Source organism: Paenibacillus sp. KN14-4R (assembly GCF_052180255.1).
Taxonomy (GTDB): domain Bacteria; phylum Bacillota; class Bacilli; order Paenibacillales; family NBRC-103111; genus Paenibacillus_AM.
Window position 1 is genome coordinate 4,028,888 of record NZ_CP197466.1, and the last position, 11,827, is coordinate 4,040,714.

Annotated in this window: 11 protein-coding genes; 3 read left to right on the forward strand and 8 right to left on the reverse strand. The window is 43.4% G+C overall.

The features are described 5' to 3' along the window. Window positions 1-212: 212 nt before the first annotated feature. Together ACSBOP_RS19860 and ACSBOP_RS19865 are read left to right on the forward strand one after the other, a co-directional pair. A complete protein-coding gene (locus ACSBOP_RS19860; protein WP_442602209.1) occupies window positions 213-1,973 on the forward strand; it encodes a methyl-accepting chemotaxis protein in 1,761 nt (586 codons plus the stop codon). Window positions 1,974-2,226: 253 nt separating this feature from the next. Then, complete coding sequence (locus ACSBOP_RS19865; protein ID WP_442604540.1) at window positions 2,227-3,489, forward strand: Glu/Leu/Phe/Val family dehydrogenase; 1,263 nt, start codon at window positions 2,227-2,229, stop codon at window positions 3,487-3,489. Between the two features lie 482 nt (window positions 3,490-3,971). On the opposite strand, the gene ACSBOP_RS19870 is transcribed toward ACSBOP_RS19865, so the two are convergent. From ACSBOP_RS19870 to ACSBOP_RS19885, 4 genes are all read right to left on the reverse strand, one after another. Continuing rightward, window positions 3,972-4,472: a GNAT family N-acetyltransferase gene (locus tag ACSBOP_RS19870; protein ID WP_442602210.1), complete on the reverse strand. Its 501-nt coding sequence runs from the start codon at window positions 4,470-4,472 to the stop codon at window positions 3,972-3,974. Window positions 4,473-4,490: 18 nt separating this feature from the next. Beyond that, window positions 4,491-5,285 (reverse strand): VanW family protein, encoded by a 795-nt coding sequence (locus tag ACSBOP_RS19875; protein ID WP_442602211.1) that lies wholly within the window; start codon window positions 5,283-5,285, stop codon window positions 4,491-4,493. Between the two features lie 45 nt (window positions 5,286-5,330). Next, window positions 5,331-6,095 carry a 2,4-dienoyl-CoA reductase gene (gene fadH, locus ACSBOP_RS19880; protein ID WP_442602212.1) on the reverse strand — a complete coding sequence of 255 codons (765 nt, stop codon included), beginning with the start codon at window positions 6,093-6,095 and terminating at the stop codon, window positions 5,331-5,333. A 75-nt stretch (window positions 6,096-6,170) separates the two neighbouring features. Next, window positions 6,171-7,382, reverse strand: a complete 1,212-nt coding sequence (locus tag ACSBOP_RS19885; RefSeq protein ID WP_442602213.1) for an MFS transporter — start codon at window positions 7,380-7,382, stop codon at window positions 6,171-6,173. A gap of 123 nt (window positions 7,383-7,505) precedes the next feature. On the opposite strand from ACSBOP_RS19885, the gene ACSBOP_RS19890 reads away from it, so the two are divergent. Continuing rightward, the gene (locus tag ACSBOP_RS19890) at window positions 7,506-8,333 is read left to right on the forward strand and encodes a stalk domain-containing protein (protein ID WP_442602214.1); all 828 of its coding nucleotides are present in this window, start codon (window positions 7,506-7,508) and stop codon (window positions 8,331-8,333) included. Between the two features lie 88 nt (window positions 8,334-8,421). On the opposite strand, the gene trhA is transcribed toward ACSBOP_RS19890, so the two are convergent. The 4 genes from trhA to ACSBOP_RS19910 form a co-directional block, all read right to left on the reverse strand. Then, the gene (gene trhA, locus ACSBOP_RS19895) at window positions 8,422-9,075 is read right to left on the reverse strand and encodes a PAQR family membrane homeostasis protein TrhA (protein WP_442602215.1); all 654 of its coding nucleotides are present in this window, start codon (window positions 9,073-9,075) and stop codon (window positions 8,422-8,424) included. Window positions 9,076-9,188: 113 nt separating this feature from the next. Then, window positions 9,189-9,875 carry an ABC transporter permease gene (locus ACSBOP_RS19900; RefSeq protein WP_442602216.1) on the reverse strand — a complete coding sequence of 229 codons (687 nt, stop codon included), beginning with the start codon at window positions 9,873-9,875 and terminating at the stop codon, window positions 9,189-9,191. Next, window positions 9,868-10,791 (reverse strand): ABC transporter ATP-binding protein, encoded by a 924-nt coding sequence (locus ACSBOP_RS19905; protein ID WP_442602217.1) that lies wholly within the window; start codon window positions 10,789-10,791, stop codon window positions 9,868-9,870. Before ACSBOP_RS19905 ends, ACSBOP_RS19900 begins: the two co-directional genes overlap by 8 nt. Window positions 10,792-10,890: 99 nt before the next feature. Beyond that, entirely contained in the window at window positions 10,891-11,826 is a 936-nt protein-coding gene (locus ACSBOP_RS19910) for a sensor histidine kinase (protein WP_442602218.1), read from the reverse strand. Window position 11,827 lies beyond the last annotated feature (1 nt).

Below are 11,827 nucleotides of genomic sequence, written 5' to 3' on the forward strand. Positions count from 1 at the left end.
TATTATTCTGTTTATTTATGTAAAATCCTTTGAAAAATTCATAACATTCTCACATTTTTACCCAATTATTTATTTTTGCATCTTCCTTATAAAATAAATTGAAAATTGCGTCTAATTGTGCAAGATGTTCTTTTTAAAGGAGATTCCATGCGACATGATGAATATTATTTGTGACAAAAAGCACCACAAACTAAACTGAAAGGATTTGGAACATGCAGCAGTTATGGCACAAATTGTTGAATATTAATATTCGTTTCAAAATGCTTGGTCTTTTCATGGGTCTTCTTATTATCCCCGCTCTGATTACGAGCTTCTTTGGTTATAATGAAGCGCGCAGCGAAGCAAACTTTTTGATTCAAGTGAACCTCAAGAACAATGTCAAAATGGCTTTGGATTCGATTACCCTACTGAACAACTCCGTGAAGCAAGGGACACTCAAACTGGAGGATGCACAAAATCAGGCGAAAACTCTTTTACTTGGTGAAAAACAGGCGGATGGCATACGCTTGAATAAATCGGGCTTAAATATGGGTGAAAATGGCTACTTTTTCATGATGGACGAAAAAGCCAACGTCCTGGCTCATCCAATTTCAGAAGGCAAAAACCTATGGGATGAACAAACCCAAAACGGTATGTATTACGGACGTGATATGGTGGAGAAAGCCAACAGTGGAGGTGGGTATACGAAGTATTCCTCGCCACTTCCAGGCACCGATCGGATAGAACCGAAAGTGACATACTCCGAGAAAGACCCAATCTGGGGATGGATCATCTGTGCAGGTTCATTTGAAAGTGACTTTAACCATGACAAACAAGCATTCCTATTTACAATGCTCATCTCTTCAATCATCTGTATCGCAATTGGCGGTATCGCAGCCTTCTTCTTCTCTAGGCATTTGGTTCAGCCTTTAAAACGGGTTAATGAGAGCTTCAAAATCGTGGCAAACGGCGACCTTACAGCCCCTATTGATCTACAAACATGGCGTAAAGATGAGATTGGTCAAGTAATGACTGGCTTTACTGAAATGAATGATCAAATCAAGAAACTCGTTATACATATTCAATCCAGCATTTCACAAGTGTCTCATGCATCTGACCATCTTGCATCATCTGTAAACGAAACATCAACTGCTTCACAAAATATTGCTACAGCGATTCAAGAAATTGCAGTCAGTGGGGAAGCACAAGCGGTTCAATCTCTAGAGAGCGCCACTGCAACGGATGAAATGTCCGAAGGGATTAAACGGATTGCAGAGTCGGCTACCATTGCCTTTGATACATCTGCGCATTCGGCAGAGCAAGTCGAAGTCGGTAACACATCTTTACAACGTTCGATGAATCAAATGCATACGATTCGTGACAACGTAAATAGCATTTCACAACGGGTTGAAGACCTTAACGAACGATCCGGGCAAATCGGAGAGATGGTAAGTACCATCACCCGTATATCTACACAGACCAACTTGCTTGCGCTCAATGCATCGATTGAAGCTGCACATGCCGGTGAACATGGAAAGGGCTTCGCAGTCGTCGCTCTTGAGGTTCGTAAGCTCGCAGAACAATCTAACTCAACGTCCAAGCAGGTTAGCGAAATTGTATCAGCGATTCAAAGCGACATCATCTCCATCGTCACAGCTATGACGAACACACAAAAAGAAACAGAGAGCGGCATCATTTTTATTCAAGATACACAAACGTCCTTTACTCATATCTTAGAAGCAACCAAGCGAGTCGTTATGCAAATTGAAGAAGCCTCAGCTGCAACTGAACAAATGTCAGCAAGCACGTCCCAAATCGCATCTTCAGTCGATCATATCGCGAATCTCTCAGGCGAGACACTGGCTTCGACTCAGAATATTTTGGCGGCAGCCCAAGAGCAGCTCTCAAATCTAGAAACCATGTCCTCTGACAGTCAATCCATGAAACAGTTATCGCATGAACTTCAAGAAGTGATACAACGTTTCAAAGTATAAACATATAAATTTGAAGCATTTGGCATGAAAATTGCCAGGTGCTTTTTTTATTGAAAACCCTTATTCTGCTTCATTTGCAACCGTTTTCAGAACATTTCGATAAATTTTGTTTATGTTTATGAAAGCAATAATTAATTTCCCTAATTGATAATCACTAACATATAATAAGAAAAATTCGAATCCGTTAAAGCGCTAAAGAATATTTTTATCCAAAATAACAACATACTTAGGAGAAGAAAGGTTGGTTATCCCTATGCAAACAACTGTTACGAACACTGAGACACTAAACCCTTTTGAAATCGCACAGAAACAAATTGACTCCGCCGCGGCACTTCTCAATTTACCGAAAGCGGCTGTCGATATTTTGAAAAGACCTAAGCGCGTACTTACTGTTAATTTTCCAGTCAAAATGGACGATGGCAGTGTAAAAGTATTTGAAGGTTATCGTTCCCAACACAACAATGCAATCGGTCCTACAAAAGGCGGCATCCGCTTCCACCCCGATGTTACGTTGGATGAAGTAAAAGCACTATCGATGTGGATGTCCTTTAAGTGCGGCGTTGTGGGTCTGCCTTATGGTGGTGGTAAAGGTGGCGTAATCTGCGATCCACACGATTTCAGCAAAGGTGAATTAGAACGTGTAAGCCGCGGCTTCATGGAAGCAATCGCTGACATTGTAGGACCTGAAACAGATATTCCTGCACCAGACGTGTATACAACAGCTCAAATCATGGGTTGGATGATGGACACATACAGCCGTCTAAAAGGTGTTAACTCTCCTGGCGTGATTACAGGTAAGCCACTTATTCTTGGTGGTTCCAAAGGACGTAACGAAGCAACCGCTCGCGGTTGTGTATATACCATTATTGAAGCACTTAAAGAAATGGGCCGCGAACCAGCTGGCGCAACAGTTGCCATTCAAGGCTTTGGAAACGCAGGTCGTATCGCAGCAAACTTGCTTGCTGATCTAGGGTGTAAAGTTGTTGCTGTCAGCGATTCCAAAGGTGGCATCTACAATCCTGCCGGTCTTGATGTACAGGCGGTGGGTCAGTTAAAAGACACAGCTTCCATTCTAGATTACGGCAAGCAGTATCACATTTCGAATCATGATCTACTTGAGCTTGAAGTCGATATTCTGATACCTGCTGCACTTGAGAACGTGATTACTCTTGCTAATGCGGACCATATCAAAGCGAAGATCGTTGCTGAAGCTGCTAACGGTCCAACTACGCCAGACGCAGATAAAATCTTATCCGGTAAAGGCATTGTTGTCATTCCTGATATTCTTGCAAATGCTGGTGGTGTGACGGTTTCCTACTTTGAGTGGGTTCAAAACTTGATGAATTTCTATTGGTCGGAAGAAGAAGTAAACGATAAGTTGAATGTAAAAATGGTTTCTTCTTACCAAGCGGTAAGCAAGCTGGCTAAAGCATACAACACAGACCTTCGCACAGGCGCTTATATGATTTCGCTGAAGCGGATTACAGAAGCGATGGAAGCAAGAGGATGGGTGTGAGTTCTTCTTTGAAGGTATAAGGTGGGTGTGGGCTGTGGGCGTAATCCGGACTGCGGACTGCGGAGTGCCTATATCCTTACAGCCGCTGTTGAATCGGTATTCCTTGGATTAGGTTGGAAGGTTGGAATACCGATTCAAAGGCGGCACACTCCGTTTTTCAGGACATAGGCTCTCCTCCGTCCTCCGACGCCCTATCTAACTCCACCCTCCACCTTCCTTTGGGAAGAGTGGAGGGTAGGCAAAAAAGCAGTTTCCCGAAAACTTGGGAAACTGCTTTTTTTACTGCAACCCACAATACGTTGCTGGAAGCAACCGCAGGAAGGCTTCATTGAGTGGCGAAGGGCATCCTATGTCTCGGAAAACGAAGTGGGCCGCCTTTGAAGGAGGATTCCCTCCTGCTAACCTAATCAAGGAATCCCCCTTCAACAGCGGCTGGAGAGATATAGGAAGTCCGCAGCCCCACACAAAGTACCTCGGAGCCTCTAGCCAACTCTTTTTCCAACAATGATTAGATCGCGCTCCACCCCATCAAGTACGGCCACTTTCGGCAGATGACCCCAACGCTCGAATCCATATTTTTCGAACAATTTCAAACTGGGTTCATTATGACCGAAAATAAAACCTAGAATCGTATGTACTTGCAAGGTTGAACAATCATCCATCGCCTTCTCAAGCAGACGTTGTCCTAGACCTTGCCCACGAAACCGTTCGGATACATATACACTAATCTCAACGGTGCCAAGATAAGCCGGTCTACCGTAAAAAGATTGAAAACTAACCCATCCACAGATTTCACCATTGATCTCTCCCACCCATAATGGACGAGTACCCGGTGTATGGGCATGGAACCATGGCATGCGACTTTCTACTGTGACCGGTTCGGTATCTGCGGTCACCATTCTACTTGGGATGGTCGAATTATAAATCTCAATAATGGCTGGTAGATCTTCGATTCTGGCATCTCTCATCGTTAATTCACTCATGATGCACTTAGCTCCTTTTCATAGACCTTCCACCTTATACTTCACCTCGGAGAAGTTCGCCATCAGCATCTCTTCTTTGATGATATTTCCCGTTTTTTTATCAATGGTATCTCGCCAAATCTCATTCTCGCGATAAGTCTTATTGTCCTCTCTTAGAAAACGATGCTTCTTCTCCTTAATATGATAAGAATAAGACCACGGTTGATCACTAAAGATAACACCCCGGAGATGCTCATCTGTCAGCCAGACACGAAATTGGAAGGTTTGTTCCGTCGGATTGTACAACCGCAAATCAATATAGTTATAGAATACACTAGCTCCACTGCCGAACGGAAGCACCCGATGATCATCGGGAAACGGGTCAAAATGATGATGATGCCGCTCTACGATTTCAAGTGGTGTGTGCAGCCCCATCCAATAGAGCAAGTTCGCAAGCTGGCAGATACCACCACCTACCCCTGTGATCACTTTCCCCTGCGAGAGTAACAGCCCTTCGATAAAGCCGCGCTCCGCTGTCGTCTTTCCTACTAATTTCCAGAAAGAGAACGTTTCTCCCGGGCGAATACAGATTCCATCCAACCGATTGGCAGCTAACTGCAAATTCACAATCTTATTTTCCTGTAATCTGGGGTCTGATTCCCCCAACTTCCTACGAAGCAGCGATTGATGCTTTTTACACGAATATGGCAAGTTATCATGACTCATTCGGCGAGCGAAAGTTTTTTTTGAAAAGAAATCTTGTACATAACGAGTCCATTGAAATTGTTTAATTCGCATGTGATAAAAAAATGGATGCACTTCTGAAAGCCTCACGCAGGCCTCACCTCCTGCTTATCAAAAATTGCGCTAGCTTTATTCTTAAATAAAATACTGATGCAATGAACTACCACCGTCCATTGTCATACAAGTGCCATTCATATAATCCGCTTCCTTCGAGAATAAGAATGCAGCCAAACCTGCAATTTCTTCTGGGGTACCCAAGCGTCCTAACGGTACACTTTTAAGCATACGCTCGCCTGCTTCCGCAGATGCCACAAGTTTCGCAGCACCACCTGTACGCTCGATCATGCCAGGAGCGATCGCATTCACACGTATGCCATACTTATGTCCCCATTCCACAGCAAGTGTTCGTGTCATGGCAAGCACCCCTGCTTTAGCACTGGCAGAATGAATGACTCCAGGTCCTGCATCCCAAGCATAAGTCGCGACCATATTCACAATGCTGCCGCGTATCCCTTCAGCAATCCAGTACTTGCCCACAGCCGAACTGCAATAGAACGTGCCATTGAGCACGATATTAATAACAGAATTCCACCCGTTTATGGATAAATCTTCTGCTGCACATAGGAAATTACCAGCAGCATTATTCACTAGATAATCGATACGACCAAAAGCCGCTACCGTCTCTTGCACCATGCGCTGAACATCGTCAGGCTGCCTCACATCCATTGGAATACCCAGTACCTGCCCAGGGAACGTCTCTATTTCTTCCTTTGCAGCCTCTAGTTTCTCGAGCGTTCGTCCTGTAATGACCACCTTGGCCCCATCTGCTGCAAAACGCGCTGCCATCGCCTTTCCCATCCCACTTGACCCACCTGTTACAATCACAACTTTATCTTTCATTCACGTTCCCTCCCTTGGATAAAATGGAATACAACCCTATTTTAGTACATAAAGATATTTTTTTACATATAATGTTTATCTTTTGTTTACATTTGTCTGAATGGCATCTGGCTTCTTTTCTTTTATCCATAAAGTAAGTATGAAGCTAAACAGCACAAGTACTAGCATGAGGTACACCGCATTAATCCAAGTCGCATTATCCCCGGTGACCATCTGCATGCCAGGAATAACCAGAACTCCGCCAAGATTACCAGCAAGCATCATCAGTCCCGTTGCTTCACCCGCCTGCTTTTCTCCAGCAATACGCTCTGTCATGGACAACAACAAAGCATATCCGGGTAAAAAGAAAAATCCGAGCAGACTACCTAGCACAAGTAGCATCGTGACATCCCCCTGTGTACACAGCGGATAAATAATCACGAGGGCTGTTATACAGCACAATTGCAGAAAAGGTCGCTGTTTGCCCATTTTGTCCGAAATCGACGGGATCACACCTGCTCCGAGTATACCACCGATGATAAACGCGCCACCGATCCATCCCGCTTCCTCTGAAGAAACACGAAAAGGCGCTAGTATCGGCTCCAGCCAAGACGTTAACCCATTAAAAAAACCAAGTGCAGCAAAAGCAATGACACAAATAAGTAGTAGCTGTCTATCCCTTAGAAGCGGAAGCATACCACGCCAGCCCCCAACCGAAGCAGCCGCATGCAATTGATCTTCTGAACCCTTCGGATTCGGATGAACGAACACCCAGAATAAAGCTGTAAAGAACACTGTAATCGCTGCAAAAATAAGAAGCGTCAACTGCAAATTCGTCGCTCCCACTAAAAGCGGCGTACCTGCAAGAGCAAGTGCCATCCCAATGAACATGCCCATCGTCCCTACGCCTGTAGCCATCGCCTGCTTATTACGAGGAAACCAATCCGTCACAAGCTTTGTGATGCCATTGACGACATAAGGCTGCCCAATAGCAATTCCAATCTGTCCCACTAAGAGCCAATAAAAGTTAAAGTCCATCACTCGTACGCAGGCGAATACCGCCATCAAGATGCCACCGACCCCAACTGCAAATCGGTATCCTCGCCTGTCAATCACGATGCCCGCATGCACAGACAGCAGTACATAAATAAGAGGAAACACACTTAATAGCCAATTGATGTCCGCTGCCGATACTTGATAGCGTGTTTCCAATTGACTAATAATAGGTGCAAAGTTCAGCCATAACATCTGGCTCATCCCTGCTAAAGCGGTATAACACAGTAAGACGATCCATCGGTTCGATCTCATAGCGTCCCCCCTATTAAAATTATACTAATACAACCCTATTTTATATTCCTATGCAACATATTGGACAACATTGCCGTTAGTAAGGATGAACAAAATCAAAACGACCTAACAGGGGGAATCATCATGAAGAAGAAATCCAAAGTATTACTTGCAGCATCTCTTGTAGCAGCTGTCAGCATCGTACCTGTAGCCAGTGCATCTTCCTTAACACAAAAGGTTGAAGCCTATTTGAACTCCAAGTTAGAAATCTCCATTAACGGGACGAAGCAAGATCAATCCCTTGCACCTGTTACATATGATGACAAAACATACTTACCACTTCGCGAACTTGCAAATAAAATGGGCTTTGAAGTGGAATGGAATGGCGAGAAACAATCCATTAACTTAACGAAAAAGCAAGCTGATCTTTCCCTAGCAACAAGCGGTATCATGACTTCACTTACAAAACAGGAAGCAGGATATATTGCTGAAATCAGCGGCCAAAAACTTGGTGGAAAAGGTTTCAATCAAGTGAAATTGACAATCGATGCATCCACTGAAATTATTGATCTTGTGAACGGTAAAGCGCTTAAACTTGAAGACCTTCGTGAAGGCTACAAAGTAACAGCTTTCTACGGCGAGCGTTTAACAAAGAGCTTGCCACCAATCGGTAATGCAAGCAAGCTATACGTAACCAAGCAGACGATTCCGGTTCACGGCATAATTGACAAAACGGCACACCCGATGGATACATTCATTTTCCAAGTATATGTCAACGGTGAAGGCGATAAAGAAGTTGGCAACGACATCATGCTAACCGTAGATAACAATACTCGCATTATCAAACGTGATGGCACGCCTGTTGAAGCAGATGCTTTAAAAGACGGCGTGAAAATCAGTGGCTACTACGGCCCAGTTGTAGCGTTAAGCTACCCTGGCAAGAGCACAGCTGATACTCTAATTATTGAGTAATTAAATCTCGCTAGCCAAAAGAAGGGCTATCCCACAAGGTTTCAAACACCTTCGGGATAGCCCTTTTAAGTTTAAAAATATCTAGGTTTTATGTGATTTGAAGCGGCATTACATAATTGAACATCATGAAGAAATGAGCAATCGCTCCTGCCAAAACGAATAAATGCCACACCGCATGGTGATAAGGAAAACCTCGCCATACATAGAACACGGTACCCAGTGTATACAAGGCACCGCCCACGATTAGGAGAATAATGCCGCCTTGTGGGAGCTTAGCTACAAGCGGATTCCATGCCGTAATCATAAGCCAGCCCATTGCGATATAGAACAACGTAGACATGAACAGGAATTTTTTCGTAAAAAAGATCTTAAATACGATTCCGCCAATGGCGATTCCCCAGATCACACCGAACAACGTCCATCCTAATGTACCTTTTAACACCACGAACAAGAAAGGCGTGTACGTGCCTGCAATAAACAAATAAATCGAAGAGTGATCGCAGAACTCGAACCAATCTTTAATTTTGCCTTCTGGAAAGCTGTGAACAAGTGTGGAGGAAACGAAGAGGAGAATCATCGTCGTGCCATAAATGGCGAAGCTCACAACGTGCCACGGTGTACCATTAATACTTGAAAATACAACAAGCAAGACAAGTGCTGCTATGCTTAATAACGCACCGATGCCGTGTGTGATTGCATTTGCAATCTCTTCTTTTGGACTGTACGTATGGGTGTTAGCCATGTGTAACCCCCCTTTCCTAACATGCGTTTTATTATATCATGATTAGGCTACAATAGGCTGTTAATAAAGCCGCACCCCCTATACGGTAAGCACGGCTTATGCATATGGGAATATTAATTTACATCGACATGATCAATATTACGAATGGACATGTAGGCAATTCCTACTCCAATCAAAGCTAACGTGATTGGAATGAAAATAATATCATAGAGGGAGTAACCCATACTATTCGAGTTGACAAACAAAGCAATAATAAATGAAGAGACGATCGTCGTAACGGTCGATTTTTTCCTCATACCGAAATAAAGAGAGATCAGAGAAATTCCCGCTGCAGAGAAAGCACTGAAGAGCATCTTAATGGCATCATCCTTAAGGAGTTCAAATGTCACATTTCCTGGTATAAGCTGTATAAAGTGATCAATAGTCAGAAATACAAAAGTCGAAATAACGGTCGATATGATCATCGCAGTGAATGTAAAGATCACAACGATAAGCAGCTTAGCAGCAAAAAGCTTTTTCCTTGAAATCGGGTACATAAACAAGAGGGAAATCGACTTATCTTTGTACTCACTCACAATGAGGTTCGCAATTAAGACGGCTGCAAAAATAATAAACGCGACTCGCAGAAACGTATTGAGTAGCGAAAATGCCATCTCATAACTTTCGAGTGCAACCTCACCATCAAGCTGCAAACTCATCAGAGTCAGAAGCGCAATCAAGAATAGATTAATGCCGGCAACCCCGATCAGGTATCCTCTCAACTTCGTTCTTCTAAGCTCAAGTTTCATCAATTTAAGCATGAATACCACCTCCATTTAGTAAACCGAGGAAGTAGTCTTCTAATGAGCTAGTCTTCATATGGATAGACTCTACCACCACATCATTCATGACAAGAGCCTTCATCACTGCATTCTGCGGGACTCCCCCATCATAAATGCGGATCACATGATTACCCATCACACGAATGTTGGATAAATTCAGATCATTGGTTAGTACATAAGCAGCTTTCGCCTCATCCTGTGTCACAATTTCAATGTATTCTGTATTCGATTCACGGATAGCGTCCATCGACACTTCCTCTATTAATCTTCCATGATTAATAACACCGATCGTATCGGCAATCTGTTCAATTTCAGCAAGAATATGACTCGAGATCAAGATCGTAATACCATACTCACGACTTAGCATGCGGAACAGATCACGGATTTCTTTGATACCGACTGGATCAAGCCCATTAATTGGTTCGTCTAAGATAAGAAGCTCCGGTTTGGTCACAATCGCTCTTGCAATCCCAAGGCGCTGTTTCATCCCCAATGAGAAATCTTTAGCCGGTTTATCATCAATATTCGTTAAATTCACGAGTTTCAGAGCGTCATCAATCGCAGAATGGTTATAAAAGCCCATATATTCGCAGTGAAGCTCTAAGTTTTCTCTAGCTGTCATCTTATCGTAAAATATCGGATATTCAATAATCATGCCCATTTTGCTAAGCAAATGATAGGAGGATGGTGTCAATTTCTCACCGAACACTTCCACCTCACCTGATGTTGGCTTGACTAAGTTGGTAATCATTCGCATGATGGTTGTCTTACCAGCTCCGTTTGGTCCGAGAAATCCGTATATCTCACCTTTTTTAATATGCATGTCAACGTTCATGACGACTTCCTTATCTTGATAGACCTTCGTCAGTTGATTTGTTCTTAGGATAAAAGTCATTTGTGTTCAATAAGCCCCTCTCACTATTTATCATGGTCTTATCATATCGAATGAACGTTTCTTTTTTCTTACCCTATTCTTACGTATTTCTTAAGCTAATTAATAGCGCATTTGGACAAGCTGTATGGTGAACATCGTCTTCTCATAAGGTTTGCTATGCAAGTGTATCTTTCCACCCATCTGTTCAATGAGTCGCTTCGTAATGGTCAATCCAAGTCCACTGCCTTGATAGGAGCGATTCCGTGAATCCTCCAATGTATACATCCGCTCGAATACGGCATCCTTATGCATCTCCGAGATCCCTTTACCTCGATCCCACACTTCAATGTAGGCAGACCCTACATCTTCTCTTAAAGTAAGGCCTAATATATTCCCATCACCGCCATATTGAATGGCATTCGAGATCAAGTTATTCAGCACACGCTTCAGGGCTTCCTCATTACCCTTGGCTTGAATCGACTGATCGGGAATCTTAATGACAACTTCCATTCCTCTTGCCGTTAACACCTCATAATGCTGCAAAATACTCATACGGCACAGTTCATTTAGCTGCACTTTTCCAATCGGTAAATCCGTATCCCCAGCTTCCAGCTTTGCCAGGTCAAAAAAGGAATGGATCAACCCCAGCACCTCAATGGCTTTCGTATGTACTTTTGCCGTCAATTCATTACGCTCATCAACATGCATTTCGGGGTTCAGCTGCAAGATTTCTAAATAACCACAGACTACCGTCAGTGGTGTCTTCAAATCATGGGAGATGTTCGACAACATGCGTCGCATGGAATCCTCTGTTCGGGTGAAAGCCAGTGCTGCACGCTGACTTGCATCAAGCATTCGATTAAGTTCAATCAAGAGCGCTTGCAGTGCTGGATCATTCGTAAAAAATAATACTTTTTCATTCGTAGCACCCGCCACGATTGTCTGCAACTTCCTCTGAATATCGTAGAGCTCATGCGTCCTCTTTTTACCCTGCCGATATTGAATAATAATAACGACCAACAAGATCAGAACAACCAATAGAAATACGATGTTCATC